General features: G+C 38.3%; 17 protein-coding genes and 1 pseudogene. 10 read left to right on the forward strand and 8 right to left on the reverse strand.

The annotated features are described in order from the left end of the window. Positions 1-947 (reverse strand): helix-turn-helix domain-containing protein (locus CYK16_RS08930; RefSeq protein ID WP_101776909.1); only part of this gene is annotated, 947 nt, incomplete at its 3' end. 377 nt (positions 948-1,324) lie between these two features. On the opposite strand from CYK16_RS08930, the gene CYK16_RS08940 reads away from it, so the two are divergent. The 7 genes from CYK16_RS08940 (at position 1,325) to CYK16_RS08970 (ending at position 8,644) form a co-directional block, all read left to right on the forward strand. Then, a complete protein-coding gene (locus CYK16_RS08940; protein WP_060805895.1) occupies positions 1,325-2,341 on the forward strand; it encodes a glycosyltransferase family 2 protein in 1,017 nt (338 codons plus the stop codon). Positions 2,342-2,456: 115 nt separating this feature from the next. Further along, positions 2,457-5,168 (forward strand): SSURE domain-containing protein, encoded by a 2,712-nt coding sequence (locus CYK16_RS08945; protein ID WP_101776910.1) that lies wholly within the window; start codon positions 2,457-2,459, stop codon positions 5,166-5,168. A gap of 123 nt (positions 5,169-5,291) precedes the next feature. Further along, positions 5,292-5,990 (forward strand): response regulator transcription factor, encoded by a 699-nt coding sequence (locus CYK16_RS08950; RefSeq protein ID WP_000520645.1) that lies wholly within the window; start codon positions 5,292-5,294, stop codon positions 5,988-5,990. Next, on the forward strand, positions 5,987-7,039 hold the full coding sequence (locus CYK16_RS08955; protein ID WP_060806236.1) for a HAMP domain-containing sensor histidine kinase: 1,053 nt from the start codon (positions 5,987-5,989) through the stop codon (positions 7,037-7,039). The genes CYK16_RS08950 and CYK16_RS08955 overlap by 4 nt, the downstream gene beginning before the upstream one ends. A gap of 194 nt (positions 7,040-7,233) precedes the next feature. Continuing rightward, a complete protein-coding gene (gene rpsD, locus CYK16_RS08960; protein WP_000092756.1) occupies positions 7,234-7,845 on the forward strand; it encodes a 30S ribosomal protein S4 in 612 nt (203 codons plus the stop codon). A gap of 174 nt (positions 7,846-8,019) precedes the next feature. After that, positions 8,020-8,307 carry a type II toxin-antitoxin system RelB/ParD family antitoxin gene (gene relB / locus CYK16_RS08965; RefSeq protein WP_001101478.1) on the forward strand — a complete coding sequence of 96 codons (288 nt, stop codon included), beginning with the start codon at positions 8,020-8,022 and terminating at the stop codon, positions 8,305-8,307. Beyond that, on the forward strand, positions 8,297-8,644 hold the full coding sequence (locus tag CYK16_RS08970) for a type II toxin-antitoxin system RelE/ParE family toxin (RefSeq protein WP_060806235.1): 348 nt from the start codon (positions 8,297-8,299) through the stop codon (positions 8,642-8,644). Before relB ends, CYK16_RS08970 begins: the two co-directional genes overlap by 11 nt. Positions 8,645-9,398: 754 nt before the next feature. On the opposite strand, the gene CYK16_RS08975 is transcribed toward CYK16_RS08970, so the two are convergent. The 6 genes from CYK16_RS08975 to CYK16_RS09000 all read right to left on the reverse strand — a co-directional run bounded on the left by CYK16_RS08975 (position 9,399) and on the right by CYK16_RS09000 (position 14,416). Beyond that, on the reverse strand, positions 9,399-10,664 hold the full coding sequence (locus tag CYK16_RS08975) for a tyrosine-type recombinase/integrase (RefSeq protein WP_060806234.1): 1,266 nt from the start codon (positions 10,662-10,664) through the stop codon (positions 9,399-9,401). A gap of 92 nt (positions 10,665-10,756) precedes the next feature. Continuing rightward, complete coding sequence (locus CYK16_RS08980) at positions 10,757-11,005, reverse strand: MerR family transcriptional regulator (RefSeq protein ID WP_001083626.1); 249 nt, start codon at positions 11,003-11,005, stop codon at positions 10,757-10,759. Further along, a complete protein-coding gene (locus CYK16_RS08985) occupies positions 11,005-12,207 on the reverse strand; it encodes a Rep family protein (protein WP_101776911.1) in 1,203 nt (400 codons plus the stop codon). Before CYK16_RS08985 ends, CYK16_RS08980 begins: the two co-directional genes overlap by 1 nt. Before the next feature lie 211 nt (positions 12,208-12,418). After that, complete coding sequence (locus tag CYK16_RS10655; RefSeq protein WP_125420743.1) at positions 12,419-12,766, reverse strand: hypothetical protein; 348 nt, start codon at positions 12,764-12,766, stop codon at positions 12,419-12,421. Positions 12,767-12,972: 206 nt separating this feature from the next. After that, a complete protein-coding gene (locus CYK16_RS08995) occupies positions 12,973-14,082 on the reverse strand; it encodes a helicase HerA domain-containing protein (RefSeq protein WP_050492322.1) in 1,110 nt (369 codons plus the stop codon). Positions 14,083-14,092: 10 nt separating this feature from the next. Continuing rightward, entirely contained in the window at positions 14,093-14,416 is a 324-nt protein-coding gene (locus CYK16_RS09000) for a hypothetical protein (protein ID WP_000144757.1), read from the reverse strand. 523 nt (positions 14,417-14,939) lie between these two features. Here CYK16_RS09000 and CYK16_RS09005 point away from each other — a divergent pair. Continuing rightward, a pseudogene (locus tag CYK16_RS09005) lies at positions 14,940-15,236 on the forward strand (amino acid permease); the annotation flags it as partial. A gap of 124 nt (positions 15,237-15,360) precedes the next feature. On the opposite strand, the gene CYK16_RS09010 reads toward CYK16_RS09005, so the two are convergent. Then, a complete protein-coding gene (locus CYK16_RS09010; protein WP_101776912.1) occupies positions 15,361-16,293 on the reverse strand; it encodes a helix-turn-helix domain-containing protein in 933 nt (310 codons plus the stop codon). A 192-nt stretch (positions 16,294-16,485) separates the two neighbouring features. Here CYK16_RS09010 and CYK16_RS09015 point away from each other — a divergent pair, with 192 nt between their 5' ends. Continuing rightward, complete coding sequence (locus tag CYK16_RS09015; protein WP_101776913.1) at positions 16,486-19,227, forward strand: CAP domain-containing protein; 2,742 nt, start codon at positions 16,486-16,488, stop codon at positions 19,225-19,227. 55 nt (positions 19,228-19,282) lie between these two features. Beyond that, on the forward strand, positions 19,283-19,882 hold the full coding sequence (locus tag CYK16_RS09020) for a hypothetical protein (protein WP_042900129.1): 600 nt from the start codon (positions 19,283-19,285) through the stop codon (positions 19,880-19,882). Positions 19,883-19,893 lie beyond the last annotated feature (11 nt).

Consider the following 19,893-nt stretch of genomic DNA (forward strand, 5'->3'; position numbering starts at 1 on the left):
ATGTCGCGAATCAGTGTGTGATTTTTCTCAATTCTCCCTTTCTGGTCAGAGCGATTAGGGTCACAAAAGAAGAGTTTACACTCTCCTCGCACATCCATTTCGATATCATCGACCCTGGCAAACTCTCCACCATTATCGGTAAGAATGACAGGGAAGAGTTGGAAGAAATCTTTGTCAGCTTGGTGAAGAGTGTTCTTGATGTCATAGAGGTGTTTGGTAACCTCAAGGGCAGTTTTATTATCCAGAAGCCTAGCGAAGATAAAGTTACAGAAAGATAAATTGAAGGTGAGTAGGACTTTACCTCCCATTCTGCCCATAACCGTATCCATTTCCAGCCAAGAGTCTAGTTGATTCAGTGCTAAATAATTTAGGAAATCTTCATAGGAACGTCCTTTTTTAGCTTCTTTAGGGATGGAAGGTAGTTTACTTTTCCGTCTTTCTTTGAATTTAACGGCTCTGGCTAGGTCAATAGGAGCGATAGATAGGTATCCTTTTCGGATGTGCCGATAGACGATTGAGGAGCTGACATCAAGGTTATGAGTTTTGAGGATATGATAGATGTGTTGTCCCTTTTTAACCCCATCAGAAATGACTTTGTCCATGTCCCAGAAGGTCTTGGAATTGAGGGGAGTTCCTTCACGAGCTTCGACAAGAGTTTGTTCGTATTGTTTTTGAGCTTGTTTAGCGAGGTAGAAGATCTTTTTATAGCCACAATTCTGTCTTCTTTTAGGGCATCCATTACAGACAAAGGGAGCTTTGTTGAGTAGAGGGCAAGGAAGCTTATCGCATGTAGACTCTCGGACTTGTCTGTTTCGTTTGACTTCTTTGGAAACAGTGGTCGGGTCTTTTAGAATGGATTGTCCAATAGCTTTGAAGGTTTCACCGCGCTCTAAGCCTAGTTGGATATCATTACGGTCTGAAAGGGTAAGGTGTTTATGTTTTGTCATAGTGGACCTCATTTCTAACTCAAACGTCTCATACTTAATTCCACCATAAAAATCCGTTTTAGACTAATTTCCACTTTGGTCAGGCAAGTGGAAGTTACTTTGAGAAATTACCAAATAGAGTCAGAAACCCTTGTATTCCAGTAAAAGTCCTTCAAAATCTGGACTTTATGGTAGAATAGAAAGAAGTGACAAGAGAGAGTAATACTCTTCGAAAATCTCTTCAAACCACGTCAACGTCGCTTTGCCGTAGGTATAGGTAACTGACTGTGTCAGTCTTATCTACAACCTCAAAACTGTGTTTTTAGCAGCCTGCGGCTAGTTTGCTCTTTGATTTTCATTGAGTATAAGAAAAAATCAGTCCCCTAAAGGAGTAGATCATGAAGTTATTGTCTATCGCCATTCCTAGCTATAATGCCGCAGCCTATCTTCATTACTGCGTGGAGTCGCTAGTGATTGGTGGTGAGCAAGTTGAGATTTTGATTATCAATGACGGGTCGCAAGACCAGACTCAGGAAATCGCTGAGCGTTTAGCCAGAAAGTATCCTAACATCGTGAGAGCCATTTATCAGGAAAATAAAGGCCATGGGGGTGCGGTCAATCGTGGCTTGGCGGAGGCTTCTGGACGCTATTTTAAAGTAGTTGATAGTGATGACTGGGTGGATCCTCGTGCCTACTTAAAAATTCTTGAAACCTTGCAGGAACTAGAGAGTGAGGGGCAGGAAGTTGATGCCTTTGTGACCAATTTTGTCTATGAAAAGGAAGGTCAGTCTCGTAAGAAGAGTATGAGTTACGAGTCAGTCTTGCCTGTCCAGCAGATTTTTGGCTGGGATCAGGTCGGAAATTTCTCAAAAGGTCAGTATATCATGATGCACTCGCTGATTTACCGGACAGATTTGTTGCGAGCGAGTCAGTTCCAACTGCCTGAGCATACTTTTTATGTCGATAATCTCTTTGTCTTTACCCCCCTTCAGCAGGTCAAGACCATGTACTATCTGCCTGTCGATTTCTATCGTTATTTGATTGGGCGTGAGGACCAGTCTGTCAATGAGCAAGTGATGATTAAGCGCATTGACCAGCAACTCAAGGTCAATCGACTCTTGGTAGACCAGCTTGATTTGTCCCAAGTGAGTCATCCAAAAATGCGAGAATATCTGCTGAATCATATTGAGATTACGACGGTGATTTCTAGTGCCTTGCTCAACCGAGCAGGCACAGCAGAGCATCTTGCCAAAAAACGGGAGCTGTGGACCTATATTCAGCAGGAAAATCCAGAGGTTTTTCAGGCTATCCGTAAGACTATGTTGAGCCGTTTGACCAAACATTCAGTCTTGCCAGCCCGCAAACTTTCCAATGTCGTTTATCAAATCACCAAGTCTGTTTATGGATTTAATTAATATAAGTATTTTATAAGAGGGATTTAAGAAAAATTTTAACTTTTTCTTAGTCCTTTTTAATTTTAGGAGTTTATACTAGAGTCATCAAATAAAGAAAAACTCTAAGGAGAATCCTATGAAATTCAATCCAAATCAAAGATATACTCGTTGGTCTATTCGCCGTCTCAGTGTCGGTGTTGCCTCAGTTGTTGTAGCCAGTGGCTTCTTTGTCCTAGTTGGTCAACCAAGTTCTGTACGTGCCGATGTGGTCAATCCGACCCCTGCTCAAGTTGTACCAGACGTTGCCTCGGTGAGTGAAAAGAGTGACTTACCAGTAGAACTTCTCAAAGAAGCAGTCGATACAGCTCTTCCTTCAGAACAGGTAGACTCAACACCTAAAGCAAGCTTGGATGCTACAAGCTCTCCAGAAAAAGCAGCTACGGGTGCTAAAGACCAAGTGGTAGCGCCAAAAGAAGAAGTGCAAGCAAAACCAGAATCTAAGAAAGAAACAGAAGATGCGCTTAAACCTGTGACAAATCCTGCGCCTACAGTTTCTGGACAAGACCGTGAAGCAAGTGAAGCTCAACCAGCAACCACTCCAGCTGAAGTCCAAAAAGGTGTGGCCGACAACACTAAAGACACAGTAGATGTTCCAGCTACTTACCTAGATAAAGCCAACTTCCCAGGCCCATTCACAGCTGGTGTCAATCAAGTTATTCCATACGAATTTTTCGCTGGTGACGGTATGTTGACTCGTCTTATCTTGAAAGCTTCTGACAAGGCCCCATGGTCAGACAACGGCTCAGCTAAAAATCCTGCTCTTCCACCAGTAGAAAAATTGGGCAAAGGTCTCTACTTCTACGAAGTGGACTTGGCCGGCACCCAAGGTAAATCAGATAAAGAGCTTCTTGACCTCTTGAAACAAAATGGCACTCAAAGTTATAAAGCTACCATCAAAGTTTACGGTGCGAAAGACGGCAAGGCTGATTTGACTAATCTCGTAGCGACTAAAGATTTGAATGTCAACTTGAATGGCTTGACCCCCCTAGCTGAAGTGCAAAAGGGTGTGGCTGACAATACTAAAGACACAGTAGACGTCCCAGCCACTTACTTGGACAAAGCCAACTTCCCAGGCCCATTCACAGCCGGTGTCAACCAAGTCATTCCGTATGAATTCTTCGCCGGTGATGGTATGTTGACTCGCCTTATCTTGAAAGCCTCAGACAAGGCTCCATGGTCAGACAACGGCTCAGCTAAAAATCCTGCCCTTCCACCAGTAGAAAAATTGGGCAAAGGCCTCTACTTCTATGAAGTAGATTTGGCAGGAACTCAAGGTAAATCAGACAAAGATTTACTTGACCTCTTGAAACAAAACGGTACTCAAAGTTATAAAGCTACTATCAAGGTGTACGGCGTAAAAGACGGCAAGGCTGATTTGAGCAATCTAGTAGCGACTAAGGATTTGACAGTAAACTTGAATGGCTTGACCACTCCAGCTGAAGTGCAAAAAGGTGTGGCTGACAATACCAAAGATACAGTTGATGTTCCAGCTACATACTTGGACAAGGCTAACTTCCCAGGTCCATTTACAGCCGGTGTTAACCAAGTCATTCCATACGAATTCTTCGCTGGTGACGGTATGTTGACTCGCCTTATCTTGAAGGCTTCAGACAAGGCTCCATGGTCAGACAACGGATCAGATAAAAATCCTGCTCTTCCACCAGTAGAGAAATTGGGCAAAGGTCTCTACTTCTACGAAGTAGATTTGGCAGGAACTCAAGGTAAATCAGATAAAGAGCTTCTAGACCTTTTGAAACAAAACGGCACTCAAAGTTACAAGGCAACTATCAAGGTGTACGGTGCCAAAGATGGCAAGGCTGATTTGAGCAATCTCGTAGCGACTAAGAATTTGGATGTCAATTTGAATGGATTAACTACTCCAGCTGAAGTGCAAAAGGGTGTGGCTGACAATACTAAAGACACAGTAGACGTCCCAGCTACTTACTTGGACAAAGCCAATTTCCCTGGCCCATTCACAGCCGGTGTCAACCAAGTCATTCCATATGAATTCTTCGCCGGTGATGGTATGTTGACTCGCCTTATCTTGAAAGCCTCAGACAAGGCTCCATGGTCAGACAACGGCTCAGCTAAAAATCCTGCCCTTCCACCAGTAGAAAAATTGGGCAAAGGCCTCTACTTCTATGAAGTAGATTTGGCAGGAACTCAAGGTAAATCAGACAAAGATTTACTTGACCTCTTGAAACAAAACGGTACTCAAAGTTATAAAGCTACTATCAAGGTGTACGGCGTAAAAGACGGCAAGGCTGATTTGAGCAACCTCGTAGCGACTAAGGATTTGACAGTGAACTTGCATGGACATCAGTCTCTTACTCCGATGCAATCAGGCTTTGTCCCATCTTCTAATGGTTCAGCTATGCCGGCTCCAATGATGAATAGTCATCAAGATGCGTCTAAGATGAACGCTCAAATGCCAAGTGCCAATCAAGATGAGATGAAATCTAAAATGCCAGCTGCTAGCCAGGATAAGATGATGCCTAACAAAGAACAGGACAAAACCATGAATGCTAGCCAACAAATGGCAACTCCAAGCATGAAACAAGATCAAGCTCCAGCAGTCTCAAGCAAAATGTCTGATGAAGGCAAGATGGCAGCTAATAACAAGGCATCAAATCCAATGATGGCTGATAAAATGAAAGACCAAAAAGACATGCTTCCATATACTGGTGAAGCTCAAACCTCAATGGCTACTCTTGGATTCTTTGGACTCGCCTTGGCTGGACTGCTAGGTGGTCTCGGTTTGAAAGCTAAAAAAGAGGAAAATGACTAGTCTAGCTACAGACTTTCTATCTAGGATTTGAAAAATTCAGATATCGTTTAGAATGTTCGTAAAGAGATTAAAATAGTGTTATACTATTGTGGTATAGCACTGTTTTTTTCAAAGGAGAGACAGATGGGAAAGACAATTTTACTCGTTGACGACGAGGTAGAAATCACAGATATTCATCAACGTTATCTGGTTCAGGCAGGATATAATGTTTTGGTGGCCCATGATGGAGCAGAGGCCTTAGAAATCTTCAAGCGAAAACCAATTGATTTGATTATTACAGATATCATGATGCCTCGGATGGATGGTTATGATTTGATTAGTGAGGTTCAGTATCAATCTCCAGATCAGCCTTTTCTATTTATCACGGCTAAGACCAGCGAGCAGGACAAGATTTATGGCCTGAGCTTAGGGGCAGATGACTTTATTGCCAAGCCCTTTAGCCCTCGTGAGCTGGTTTTGCGTGTCCACAATATCTTGCGTCGCCTTCATCGTGGAGGTGAGACAGAAGTCGTCAGTCTCGGGGATTTACGGATGAATCACGGTAGCCATGAGGTCCAAGTCGGAGATGTGGCGCTTGATTTGACAGTCAAATCCTTCGAACTTCTATGGCTTCTAGCCAGCAATCCAGAGCGGGTTTTCTCTAAGACAGACCTCTATGAAAAGGTCTGGCAGGAAGACTATGTGGATGACACCAATACCTTGAATGTTCATATTCATGCTCTTCGACAGGAGTTGGCTAAACATGCTAGTGCAGAAACACCGACCATCAAAACCGTCTGGGGCTTGGGCTACAAAATTGAGAAAGCACGAGGTAGTCAATGAAATTAAAAAGTTATATTTTAGTGGGGTATGTCATTTCAACACTCCTAACGATTATCGTGGTTTTTTGGGCTGTTCAAAAAATGCTGATTGAGAAAAGCGAGATTTACTTTCTGCTTGGAATGACCATCGTTGCCAGCCTTGTCGGTGCTGGGATTAGTCTCTTTCTCCTATCGCCGGTCTTTACTTCATTGGGCAAACTTAAGGAACATGCCAAGCGGGTAGCGGATAAGGATTTTCCTTCAAATCTGGAGGTTCAAGGACCTGTAGAATTTCAGCAATTAGGCCAAGCTTTCAATGAAATGTCCCATGATTTGCAGGCCACCTTTGATTCCTTGGAAGAAAGCGAACGAGAAAAGGGCTTGATGATTGCTCAACTTTCGCATGATATCAAGACCCCCATCACTTCAATCCAAGCGACGGTAGAAGGGATTTTGGATGGAGTTATCAAGGAAGGAGAACAGGACCATTATCTAGCAACCATTGGACGCCAGACGGAAAGACTCAATAAACTAGTTGAGGAATTAAATTTTTTGACCCTAAACACAGCTAGAAATCAGGTGGAAACTGCCAGCAAGGACAGCATTTTTCTGGACCAGCTCTTGATTGAGTGCATGAGTGAATTTCAGTTCTTGATTGAGCAGGAAGAGCGAGATGTTCATTTACAGGTAATCCCAGAGTCTGCCCGGATTGAGGGAGATTATGCCAAACTTTCTCGTATCTTGGTGAATCTGGTCAATAACGCTTTTAAATACTCAGCTCCAGGAACCAAGCTGGAAGTGGTGGCTAAGCTGGAAAATAACCAGCTTTCAATCAGTGTGACCGATGAGGGACAGGGGATTGCCCCAGAGGATTTGGAGAATATTTTCAAACGCCTTTATCGTGTAGAAACTTCTCGTAACATGAAAACAGGTGGTCATGGCTTGGGTCTTGCGATTGCGCGTGAATTGGCCCATCAATTGGGTGGGGAAATCACAGTTACTAGTCAGTACGGTCTAGGAAGCACCTTTACCCTTGTTCTCAATCTCTCTGGCAATGAAAATAAAGCTTAAAACCCCTTTACAAATCCAGCTATTCATGGTAGAATGGATTTTGTGTGAAATATCAGCAGGAAAGCATGAAGCTCGTCAACAGGTGTCTTATGACAAGTAACCTTGGCTGTTTAGGCGAAGGGCATCTGCACGAATCAGGGCTTTCTAAGTGACTATTTCCACCGAAATATTATTTATATCAGGAGGACATTTACATGTCACGTTATACAGGACCATCTTGGAAACAAGCTCGTCGCCTTGGCCTTTCACTTACAGGTACAGGTAAAGAATTGGCACGTCGTAACTACGTACCAGGACAACACGGACCAAACAACCGTTCAAAATTGTCAGAATACGGTTTGCAATTGGCTGAAAAACAAAAACTTCGTTTCACTTACGGTGTAGGTGAAAAACAATTCCGTAACTTGTTCGTACAAGCTACAAAAATCAAAGGCGGAATCCTAGGTTTCAACTTCATGCTTCTTTTGGAACGTCGTTTGGATAACGTTGTTTACCGTCTTGGTCTTGCGACTACTCGTCGTCAAGCTCGTCAATTCGTAAATCACGGTCACATCCTTGTTGACGGAAAACGCGTTGATATCCCATCATACCGCGTAACTCCAGGTCAAGTGATCTCAGTTCGTGAAAAATCATTGAAAGTCCCAGCTATCCTTGAAGCAGTAGAAGCTACTCTTGGACGTCCAGCATTCGTATCATTCGATGCTGAAAAATTGGAAGGTTCATTGACTCGTTTACCAGAACGCGATGAAATCAACCCAGAAATCAACGAAGCACTTGTCGTTGAATTCTACAACAAAATGTTGTAATATTTTATTGAATCAGATAGGCTTTAGAGCCTTGATATTGAGCACTTTGGGGCGCTTTCCCTTAGTGCTTTTTTTGTTTTTACAATAGCTTTTAAGCATACAGCTATAAGTATCTATACACGACTAGACCTGTATAGTTTAAAGTGATATAATAGTCTAAAAGGAGGTACTACTATGAATGTTTTAGAAAAAAATACACAGGTAAACTTTAAGACTAACAGAGACTTGTTAGAGAAGGCTAAAGCTATTATCACAGCGCAAAATCTTGATATGACAGCTAGTTTTAACTTGTTTTTAGAACACATTGTAGAAAATAAAGCCTTGCCATTTGAAACTCAAGTAGACAAAGAAAGAGAAGAACTTCTATCAGGGTTACGTGCTGAAATTGCCCGTAGTTTTGACGATTTAGAACATGGAAGGACTTACAGCCTTGATGAAGTGAGGGCTAACCTTGGAATTTAACGAGAACTCATATAGCCTTATTATCTCTGAAACGGTACAAGAACAGCTAAGAGGTATTAAAGATTATATCTCAGCTAACTACTTTTCAGAACAGGCAGGAGCAAACACAGTTAAGAATATTCTTTACGGATTGGAACGTCTTGAAGTTTTCCCGGAAGCAGGATTTGATGCTGATGAAAGAATAGGAGTTATTATATACCCACCCCACAAAACCAGATGCATCATTTTAGGCGATTACCTAGCCTTCTATCATATTTTAGAGGATAGAAAAGCTGTCTTTGTATCAGATATTATTCATAGTAAACAGGACTACATCCGTTTGTTCAAGAAAAAATAGCGCCTTAGGAAGGCGTTTTTGTTTGGGAATTACGTGATATTGATGATATAATATTTTGGCCCCCTCACTTTAAGGAAGGGAGGTGTTACATATGTTAGAAACTTTACTCACAGTGTTTCTAGCTCCGTTACTTATTAACGTGTTATCTGAGCTTTTCAAGTTATGGCTTAAGAAACGTAAGAAGTAATGGTTAACCCTTTTAGAGGGTAGCAAAAAACCCCATCGGTGGCACGGTGGGGCTTTTTTAGTTACATATGCTGTAACTTTACTCACATTGTAAGTTCATTCTAACACAACCCTTTCGATATTTCAAGCTTTTGTTTTGATATTTCCTCCGAGCTTATTCAACAATTCTAGAACACTGAAGTTTGTGGTTTGAGTTTATTACATTGAAATTACTAGACTCCATTCTACAGGTTAGATGATGAAAAAACTATTTTACACGCAATATCTAATATAGTGAAAAAAATACGACATCGGTTAACTAGAGTGTGCAGTAAAGTGCTAAAATTACCTGATTCAAATCAGTTTTACAAAAAAGATTGTAGGACGAGTAGAATTTGAATTGAAATATAAGATAATTAACAAAAAGAAAAAACGCTGATCAAGCGTTTTTCTTCTGTATTGATTCGTATTGAATGCTTACTTAACCTCTGTAAGGAGTAGACAGAGTTCTATATAACCCCTCAAAACCTTTATTTTAAAGGCTTTGTAATTTATTGAAGAAAAAATGTAGAGACAAATGTAGAGACGATTAAGTAGATAGTTCAGCTATTTTATCTAAATAAATATCTACTGCCTCTAATTTCTTCTTCGGTGCTAACTCGGCGTATGTATCCATAGTTGTGTTGATAGATTTATGTCCCATACGAACTTGTAGTTCTTTCCAGTTTGCCCCAGCATTTAACATCATTGAAGCATGAGTATGTCTGAAAATATGGAAACCGTAATCAGGTAAGCCAAGAGAAGTTAGTCGTTTTTTTAAAGTAGCACGTTCGTTTCTATCGCACATATAATTTCCATAAATCGTTGGAAAGATTAACTTGGATTGAGGTAGACCTTGTTTTTTGAAATAGTTATTCATTTCTGTGTAGAAATCCCTAAGGTCAGTGAGAGTAGAGTTTGGAACGGGAACCTGACGATTACCAGAATCGGTTTTTGCGGTTGGTTTACAAATCATACATCCTTTAGTACCAAGTTTCTTATTGGCACTTTTCCACATCAATGTTTTATTTACAATAATTTCATTGTTTGTGAAATCCAAGTCATTTATTTCTAATGCTAGAAGTTCATTGATTCGCAATGCAGAAGCGAGTAAGGAATTGCAGATGGTAATAAATCGTCGATTAGCTCTGTTATTAGGCAGAGTTTTTAAGAATGCTAACCATGTTTTTAATTCTTCATCATGTAAGACCATAGTTCTACGAGAAGCTAATTTAGGCTTTGGAGGGATTTTGATAGTTTTCACTGGGTTTTTAGTTAATCCAAAATGTGTGATGCCAAAATCGAAAATATCACTAAGTTTGTGAGTGACTGCTCCAAAGTCTTTTGCACTACCTTTTTCAGCACGTTTTTTCCCTGATTCAATCGATGTTCTAGCTTTTTGGGCGAGATTGTTAACCCATCTTTGAATGTCGGCAGATGTGATTTTTTCAGGAATGTAATCCCCGAATGCAGGGATGATGTAATTATATACGTATCCCTTCACTCTATTGATTGTATTATGAGAAGTAACCCAAACTTGATAATTATTGAACCATTCTTCTGCAAGTTCAGAAAAAGTGGATAATCGTTTATCTTCTTTCCTCGTTCCACCTGCTTTTTCAAAATTAACTCTAGCCGTTAGGATTTTACGGTCAAGTTGCCGTAGTGTTTTAGCTGTTATAGACGTTGTTACTTGTTTGCCTGTTTTTTCATCGATACCTAAGTAAAGGCCTCGTAAAATATAACTAACCTCTCCGTTTGAATTTGTTTTTTTAATAACTTTTTTGTTATTGTAAGTTATAGTTTCAGATGTCATAATGCCCTTTCATTATACGGATATAAAATAAAAAGGCTAAAATAGAACATTTTCTATACATAACAGACAGTTCTATTTTAGCATAATTCATGTTATTTCTCTAAGAATTGGAGAACATTTTCAAGTTTATAGTAAACAGTTCTGGTTCCTTCTATAGGTGGTTCCAGTCGTTTTAGTCCTTTTTCTTCCCAAGATTTTAATGTATTCGGAGAAATTTGAAGGAGATTCAATAGGTCTTTTTGGGTATATAGACCACAATAATTGAAGATGTGGGTTTCCTGTTGTAGGATTTGTAAGAGATTTAGTAGTAGGTTTTTAATTTCAAATAGTTCTGAGTTCATTATTGTTGTTCCTTTCTTTGAATAGTTGTTTCAAACTGTGTGAAGAAGCTATTAGCACGATGTATTGACTGAGACTCAAAGGGGTTCGTGAAAAAGTTGCTGTCATCTTTTTCGTATTCCCGACTCTCATAGTTATAGTGTGTATAAAAGATATTATCCTTTTCAACTAGTATGGCTGTTTGGATTCGTCGTTCTAGCTGGTCGAAACGGTCAATTCGTTTACTGGTTTGAAAATTATCATACAACTCCTTTGGTGAGTAAGGGCTAGTTATGAATATTAGTTCAGCGGTTAATGCCTTATCTATATATCTAGAAGGTAAGAAAACATCGAAATTATAAGGGTCTAGAATTTTCAAAAGGTCATCATATCGAAAGCTATCTGGTCGCAGTTCGTCAATAATGATAGTTTCCTGGTTTTGATAACTCTGAAAAGGGTCGCGACTTGAGCCTGTTACAAAATAAGAAGTATTTTTATTTTCTGCATAAGTCTTAGCCAGTCTTGTCTTACCAAGTCCAGACTCACCATAGATATAGACTACTTGCTTTGTCTTTTGTTCATACTTCATACGATTCAGGAATTCTCTCCCTAATCTTTCTTGCCTTTTTTCAGCAACAGCTTTAAGTCGCGTACTTGCTTTCGCATATTGACTTCCCGTTAGCTCAGATTCAATCTCTTCTAGAGTTAATAAACCGTCATAAAGCATATCTAGATATTCTCGTATTAGTTCCCCTTCTTTTTTACTTTGGTTTCGCTCTACTTGTTTTCGAATATTTTCTAATTTTTTAGCAAAATCAAAGTTACTTATTACTTCCGAAATAGGGTACTGATATTTATTTTGAGCATCTTTAGTTTGGTGAACAAGATAACTAAAACCATTATTAGGATGCTTGAAGAATTCTAATCGTTCGATTTGAGCATCTTCACGTTTACCATTTCGTTCATTAATTTCCCAAGCTATGCTATGTGGGCTACGAGCATGTTTGAAATACATCATGAGATGAATATGGGGTTCTACAGTTTCTCCATCTTCATTAACATCTTTATCATGTAAAATTCCTGCCCAGAGTAATGGCTCTAATAACTTAACGATTCTATCAATTTCTTTTTTCCAATCAGATAAAATAGCTAGTCGCATTTGTTGTGTATACATGATTGCACGCTGTTTAGGGATTTTTTTATTTGTTTTTTTCTCTGAAGACATTTCAAGAATTTCCTTTCGTTTTGTTTTTGGCACATTGGCACAGTTTGAATGCGAGACAATGCCAAGACCAGTCTCGCAGTATTGTTAGTATTAAGGATATTTAGAGTAAGTAGTATCATTGGCACAGTTTTGTAATATAAAAAAATGGTGGAAGGACTTTTTGTCTTTGACAAAGTCCTTCCACCGATTTTATAGTCTATTTGTTCATATTTTATTTCAATCTACTATGATTGTAAGAGCCTGTTGCTTGATACCAACGACCATCACTAGGCGCTATATTGGTAAAGAACAAGTCGGGTTCCATAGTGTGTAATTTTGTTTTAATAGCAGGGAATATTTCTTGTACTTTCAAGAAACTTTCATGATTGTTTGGAACTTTCCACCGTAATATAGCCCCATCTTTTGTATAAATCATCGATAAGGTTAACAAAGAACGATTGGCCTTGTTGACGATTGATTTTTGAGTAGAAATCTGTTTATTTTGAGTATCGAGAATAGAATCGGACTCAAAATGGGCAAATTTTCTCAGTTCGTAGGTTGCTCGTAATCCTTTGAGCATGTATTTTATATCACTTTTAAACCAGTGATAAAGGAAAAGAGAGAAAAGTAGGATTGAAAAAATTATCAAAGGATAGAAAAGAAAAATAACATTTTGATAATTAATTTCAATGTTCAGATTCTGTTGAATCAAGATAAGTATAAATATAGGAAAACAGCTTACTACAGTTCCTATACATAAGATTTTGAATAGATTATACTTGTTTATCATAAGCACCTCTTGTTATAGTATGGGGTGAGGAGTGGCATGATGTTGCTGTCATGCTTTCCATCACTAAATTTGACAATTCCTGTCCCTATTCCGCTAGGAACAACAATATTTTCAATATGAGCGTTTGGCAATAAAAACTGAGTGGTGTTAGTATTTATCTCTCCCAAAATAATAGAACAGTTAATTTGTTCTCTAACTGCTAGATTTCCTCCAAATGCGGTAGCATCAAAACGTTGGGAAACTAGGATAAGTGAAACTTTAGTAGCTCTACCTAGGAGAGCCACAGTTCCTAATAGTTGTGCAAACGTATCTCGTGCTTGTTTTGAAGAACCCTGAACAAGAGCAAGTAGCTCATCTATGATAATGTATTTGCGTTTTAATGTAGCTTTTGGGTTTTCTAAAAGTATTTCTTGACGTTCGTAAATCTTATTGATAGCATCCCCCAGAATTTCATTTACTTCTGTGATAAAACTATTTAAGTTAGCCCCTCTTTTCGGAGACAGGACAGACAGATTTAATTCACGACCTAGAGAATAAATATCGGCACGTTTAGGGTCTACGGCTACAATATCGTCAGTTATTTTACGAATACACCTAATAAGGTATTCTAGGAAATAACTTTTTCCTGAACCAGATGAACCACTGATAGCTAAATGAACAACATCATTTAGATTGATACTAACTTGGTTTGACATGAGCGGAATCCTAATCTCACTAACTTCTTGATTTATAAAATGTTGGATATTAGGAATAGTTAGTCGAGTTGGAATACCATTTACCCAAGGGAAGAAAAAACCTCTAGCAAGATTAGGGTCACCTGTCTTGTATGGGATGAAAATTGCATTACTTTGTAACATAAGCGTTTTATACGGGTAAAGGATGCCAGAACAGATATCTGCTATCTTAAAATACAGGCTTTTATCTAAAACATAGGAAACAGGAAGATTGGGAATGAAAAACATTCCCTTATCTTCTGCCTCTAAAGAAATGGAGAAAGAGTTTGTAAAGCTCGTTTCTCCGTTGATATCTAGTGTATTGTTGAGATTACTTGTAATGAATTTAGCTAATTCATTTTCAGACATAGGCATTTTAATAGGGATAGTCATAAACTACCCCCTAAGCTTTGTGAATGCCTGTGGCACGGAAATACGCATTTGATTTAATCTGAATTGCTTCTAATTTATCAAATGCTATTTTCTCACCAATGTTAAATTCAGATAAATCTGGTTTGTTATCCGGAAGAAACTTCACTTTAAAAGGATTATGAGTATCCGTAGCAATCCAAATCTGATAACCAATAACTTTATCTGTCCGCTTATCGTCTTTATATTCATACTGTGTTTCTATTTGCAGTCCTACAATATAAGTTGTTTCATTTCCAAGAAGTTTTTCAGCATTTTCTGAGCTATAATAGCTTGATGATTTGACTGTGAATGTCATATTTTTGACCTTTCTTATTAAGGAGGAGAATAATTTTTATTCTACAGGAGTAATAGTTGTATTTAACAACTATATGTTGATTTATCTCATAACGCCCATCTCTTATATATATATATATTTTTTTTTTTTTTGAGTGCCACGCGTGGCGAAGGGAGTTAAGGTCAAATGAGTTTATGTCATCAAAAATTAACAAAAACGTAACATAAAAACACTTGACAAGGTGTTAATTTTTAGGTTATACTCCCTTTAGGGAAATAAGATAAGAGATGGGCAAGAGATAAGAAAAAAATTTTTTTTCATAAAGAAAAAGGGGAGTCGGGGCGTAGCCCCGTTAGATAAGTTAGTTTCAGGTACCTGAAACTAACTAGAATGGGTTGTTGCATGAATTTTCATGCAATATTAAAAATGCAAACAGTTAAGTTTTTCTTGGCTGTTTTTTTGTTTTCTAAAAGAAAAAATTAAAGTTTTTCAACTTTAATCTATAGTAATATTCGTGAAAAATAATTGACAAAATCCACGTCAGGTCTTGCCAGGTGTTTCGGATGCCTTTGCCTTGATTACGGCATCATCGTCAGGTGTCTATATCGCCATTTATATCTTGATCATGGTGGCTCACCTGAAATACCGCAAGTCACCAGACTTTATGGCAGATGGCTATCTTATGCCCCATTATCGTTTCCTAAATCCCTTAACTATGCTTTTCTTTGTCTTTGTCTTTGTAACCCTCTTTTTACAAGAGTCTACATTTGTAGGAGCAATCGGTTCAGCTATCTGGATTATCGGTTTTGGGATTTATAGCCAGTGGAAATTTAGAAAATAGATTAAGAACTCATCAACTCAGCTTGGTGGGTTTTTGCTTTAAAATCAAGTCAAAAAGCACCAGAGTCAAAGTGACTTTGGTGCTTTGAAGTTATAAACATCTTGCTCTAGACTGATGTTGTTAGTTATTCCTCATCTTCTGTAGGAAATGGAATACCAGTTTTATTCAGTCTTTGAACTTCTTGGATGAACATGTTCTTAGTTTCAAACAGATATGCTAGTGGGAAGAGGTCGTTTTGGGCATCCATGTAATGAATAACAGTATTAGCTCGTTCAATAGCCTTAGGGTTATCTTGTCGAAGTAGATTGTAAACTTCATACATTTTTAAAAGAAATAGGGGATATATTGCAAAATCGTAAGTGAATTCTTGAGATATTATAATATTCAACTTATAGATGAGCTTTTCTGCTTTATCGTAGTATCCATAGCGAGAATATGTTCTAATTAATAAGATTCCAGTTGTAGCATATTTGCGAGAAAAATAGTCATTTACAATCTTAGAATCTTCCAATCCTTTAAGAATTAATTTTTCGAGGTATTCAAGGAATTTTAACTCAAAATATTGAGCCTTAAACATTAAAAGAGTCGCAATAACAGTAAAATCACGAATATAAAGAGTATCAATATTAAATATATAGTTGAGCATGTAATTAACAGCTTCTTCTTCATCAGGAGTCAATGTATCTATTGTATTTCCTTTTGGAGGATTTGAAATGGTTAATTTTATTATGTAATAATCTATGATATTTCCCCACTCACTTTTCTTTCCTAGTATTTGCCTAGCTTTCGTTCTATCATTTTGATGCAATGCATCTAGAATTTGTTTTGATCTTTGAGTTCCATCACCTTTAATATGTAACACTTCTGCATAGTCTTCTCCATCTAAGTTAAATCTGTTCAAAATTTCAAAAAAAGTATCGACTTTGATAGTGGCTAACCCTTTTTCAAAGCGACTGAGGTTATTGGGAGTAATGACATCTCCAGCAGCTTCTTTGAGGGTCATATTACGATCTTGACGAATTTTTTGAATGATTTCTCCATAGTGTTTCGGTTCCATGATAGTCTCCTTAGTCTTGATTTATTTTATTATAACTTAAATTTCTATAATTTTGAAAAAATCTACTGTTTTTAGTAGATTTTTGTTTAAAACTCAAGATAAGTAATAAAATTTTACTGTTTTCAATAGAAACTTCCAAAATGAGAATTAATTACAGTATAATGTACTCAAAAATAAAAAGGAGACAATCTTATGAAGAAAAAAGATATTTTGTTAGGTGCTGGTTTGACAACTATTCTTGTTGGGACTGGTGCTGTAAATGCAACTGCCCATGCAGAAGAGGTTGATTCTGGTAAACCCAAGCCTACGGTGAAGACGACCCCTGTTCATGTTACTGAACAAGATGTAAATACAGCAAAAGCTAACGTTGATACTGCGCAAGCTGATGTCGACGCAAAACAAGGTACTGTTGACCAAGCAAAAGCTGACAAGGTAAAAGCTGATGACAAAATTGACTCAATCAATAAAGACATCGACACTGCTAATAACGCAAACAAAATTATCAATGCTCAAAACGATATTATCACTAGCAAAACAGCGGACAAGACAAACGCAACAAACGATTTGAATACCGCTAAAGATGCCGAACGTGATGCGCATACAGCACTAGACAATGCTAACACCGCAAAAACAGAGGCTGATAATGCCCGTGACACTAAGAAAGCTGATGTTGATACGAAACAAGCAGACCTTGACGCAATCACAGACGCTAATGTACGTAAAAACATCACAAACACAACTAGCAAAATTTCAAACGTTGATAATGATTTGAACGCTAAAGGTGCACAAATCACAGCTACAGACACTAAAATTGCTGCTAAACAAGGGGAAATCGATAACTATAGAGTTAAAGTTATTTCAACAGATTTGAACCCTGATGAACGTAATCACACAGCTCATGATAATCTTAATGATTATGAGTATAACCATGGGTTCTTCCGTAACAACCAAATGGAACCAGTTAATTTCCAAGGTGTTGATATCAAAGAAATTGACGCAACTAAAGATATGGTTGATTTCGCAGAAGCTTTAGCAGCCTATAAGAAAGCGCCATATGATTGGACAACTCGTAAATACAAAGAACGCCCAACATACCGTTACAAGGTAGATAACAAAGGTATTTCAGACGCCTTTGTCAAATTGCTTAATCAACTACGTGTTAATAACAATTTGAAGGGTGATATGGTGGTTGACGATGAGTACCTAGCATACGCGCAAAAACGTGCTGATGAAATGCAGAAAACAGGCGTATTGTCACACCGTACCAGTTTAACAGACAAACCGGGCTATATCAAAGGGGTGCAACCAGACCAGAACGTTGAAAACATCCTTGGCGGGCTATCAGGCCAAATTATCGGTCGCGACAGTGAATATTTGACATTTGACCATATCGTAACTAATGAAACGTTGGCTTATGATATGTTGTTGACATACTACTCGGACTATGCAAATGTACGAGGTTTGAAATACGGACACCGCAAAAACTTATTGACACCAACAGGTGGTAAAATGGGCGTTGCCATTTCAACCGTCGATGGAAAAGATAAAACAACTTATTTCGGTTCATTCAACGCTAGTGCGCACAAAGGTTCAACCTATGAATGGGATGAAAATGACCAAATGTTCCATTCCCTAAACCAAAGCCAAGATGAAAAGGATTATTGGAACCATAGCAACAACTTTAATCAAGATGACCCAATGAACCCAACATTATACGGCAAAAAGATGAAGTTTATCGCAGACACTCATTATGTGTTTGTTAAACGTCAAATCATCGATGACAGACCAAAAATGCAAGCAGAGTTGGACGCTTTGAAAGCTCAAAAAGCGACACAAGAACGCGAACGTGACGTATTAGTTGCGAAGAAAGCTGATTTGACTCAAGAGTTGGATGCTTTAAACGCGCAATTGAATGATATTGCTACAGCACGTACGAATGCGACAACAGCTCTAAATCAAGCAAAATCTGATTTAGCTACACTTACAGCGACAGCTCAAGATAAGGCAAATGCTGTTATCCAAAAACAAAAAGAGTTGGATAAGGCAACAGAACGTGTAAATGATGTAACTGTACGTATCAACACAATTCAAAGTGAAATTGATGCGGCAACAAGCAAACGTGATAATGCTATGCGTGTCCACGCGCAATTACCACAATTGAGTGCAAGTTTAACACAGGCAGAAGCAGATAGAGCAAACGTGGAACAACGCATCACAGTTGCAGAGCAAGACTTAGCGGATGCCAAAGCTCGTTTGACACAAGCACAAGCTGACCACAAATACAAATCAGATATCTTTTCAATCGATAAGATGCTGAATGTATATACGGATGGTAACCGTGTCATTTCAGCAACACCAAAAGTAGCTCCAACCGTAGATGAATTGCCAGAATTGGATATCACTGCTGATATCCCTAGTGATTTGAATACAAAACAAAATCCTGACGGTATCGGAGCAACACCAAAAGACGCACCAGTTGAGGATGAATTACCAGAGTTGGATCCAAGTGCTATCATTGATAATCCAGCGGACAAGCCAGCAGATAAGCCAGCAGATAAGCCAGCGGATAAACCAGCGGATAAGCCAGCGGATAAACCAGCGGATAAGCCAGCGGATAAACCAGCGGATAAACCAGCGGATAAACCAGCGGATAAACCAGCGGATAAACCAGCGGATAAACCAGCGGATAAACCAGCAGATAAGCCAGCAGATAAATCAGCAGATAAGCCAGCAGATAAGCTAGCAGATAAGCCGGCGGATAAGTCAGCAGACAAGCCGGCAGATAAATCAGCAGACAAGATAGCAGAACAACATGCTCTACCAAATACAGGAGAAAATTCTAGGGTAGCAAATTCAATTGTTACAGTTGGCTACGGATTATTAGCAATGATTGGCTTGGCAGGGTTCTTTACTAAGCGGAAAGAGACTAAGTAATTATATAGAACTATCTAGTGTCATGCTGGATAGTTTATTTTAAAAAGGAGAAGTAATGGCAGTAGAAGATAAGATTAAAAATCTATTAGATATGTTAGACGGTTATGGTTACCAGTATAAGTTATTTGACGGTAAAGTTGTTGTTGAGAATCATTCATCGGATATAATACGAGCAGTAGAGATATTGGAAGAATTTTCTAAATATAATTTGATTCCAATGTACCGAACCACTTCGTTTAAAAACGTACCGAAATTAGTTTATTATTCCTTTATGACAAAACTAGAAGAGATTTATAAAGAAGAAGCAAATAGAATAGGGATAGAATTTAAAGATTTCTATTTAAAGGAAAGATACAAATTAAAGGAATATCTTGAGTATATGCATGCTAGTTTTTCTGATTATGGAACATTTATAATAGATTACTATGATACAGAAAGCTTAGTTATTAAAGGTTGGCCAGAGAATTCTGCGGTGAGTTTGGCTAGTAATGATAGAATAAAACAATATATAAATAAAGACACTTTTACCATAGATTTTAATCGTGTGAAAAATGTGGATAATCAAGCTAATCTGATGTATGGTTATTTAGAGATGATTGATGAAGAGCCTGAATTTTTAGAAGAACTAATTAGAAATCATAGCTCTAGTTTTTAAGTAAGTTTATT

This window comes from Streptococcus oralis subsp. dentisani (assembly GCF_002860905.1).
In the GTDB taxonomy this organism is placed as follows: Bacteria; Bacillota; Bacilli; order Lactobacillales; family Streptococcaceae; genus Streptococcus; species Streptococcus oralis_BA.